Source organism: Hydrogenophaga sp., assembly GCF_041633695.1.
GTDB lineage: Bacteria > Pseudomonadota > Gammaproteobacteria > Burkholderiales > Burkholderiaceae_C > Hydrogenophaga.
In genome coordinates this window covers 1-1,142 of sequence record NZ_JBFJMY010000748.1, presented here as the reverse complement: position 1 = coordinate 1,142, position 1,142 = coordinate 1, and the positions used below count along the sequence as shown (strand labels likewise).

Annotated in this window: 1 pseudogene; it reads left to right on the top strand. The window is 64.6% G+C overall.

The window, feature by feature from the left end:
* Positions 1 to 522: 522 nt before the first annotated feature.
* Positions 523 to 1,142: pseudogene (locus ABYB95_RS23795) on the top strand (lipid-transfer protein); the annotation flags it as partial.

The following is a 1,142-nucleotide window of genomic DNA, read 5'->3' as shown; positions in this document are numbered from 1 at the left end:
CACCCTCGTGTCGACCGGCAGCTGCACGCCCCCATGGCCCACAGCGGGCGGTGGACAGATCGTGGCCGACTTCGGGCCACTGGGGCAGGTGCGCTTGGAATTGACGAATCCCCAGGTCCGCTGATCCACTGATCGACCTGCGGGCGCATCGGGCCGCCCCAGACCGATGCGCACCGGTGCGCCGCACATGGCGCACCTCGTAGGCACACCGGCGTGCGCCCGTCTTCACGTCACTGTGCTGCTGGTGCGGCAGGCGCCGCGACCGCTTCGTTGTGCCCGATCCACGCAGCGACCCACACACCCAAGAAGCCATCGATTTCGCCAAGCCGCATGCAGCACACGTGCACCACCCAATTAACTGAGTAGTACTCACCAATTGATATTTAAAAGCACCATGGAGATAAGCGTTTACCCCAGTACCGCCGGACAAACTCCGGCAATATCATAAGTGAGTGTGACTCAGTTTATGCCGTCAAACGGCAATTGGGTCGTGTATTGAGTACCACTTTGGGAAAGACAGCCATGAAGCCAGTATGGGTTGGGGGTGTGGGGATGCTGCCGTTCAGGAAGCCGGGCGACAGCCTGCCCTACAACGACATGGGAGCGAAGGCCGTGCGCATGGCGCTGGCCGATGCCGGTATTGAATACGCCGACGTGCAGCAGGCATACGTGGGCTATGTGTACGGGGACTCCACCAGCGGCCAGCGCGCTCTGTACGAAGTGGGCAAGACCGGCATCCCGGTGGTCAACGTCAACAACAACTGTTCCACCGGCTCGACCGCGCTGTTCCTGGCGCGCCAGGCGGTGGCCAGCGGCATGGTGGACTGCGCCCTCGCACTGGGCTTTGAGCAAATGCAGCCCGGCGCGCTGGCCATGCACTGGCAGGACCGGCCCAATGCCTTTGGCGTGTTCGACGAGGTCTGCGACCAAGTGGCCGGCGGCCCGGGCCTGCCGCTGGCGCTGCGCTACTTCGGCGGCGCCGGCAAGGAACACATGGACCGCTACGGCACCAAGCTGGAGACCTTTGCCAAGGTGCGCGCCAAGGCGAGCCGCCACGCGGCCAAGAACCCGCTGGCCCTGCTGCGCAAGGAACTCTCGGCCGACGAGGTGATGGCCTCGCCCGCGCTGTGGCCCGGCGTGCT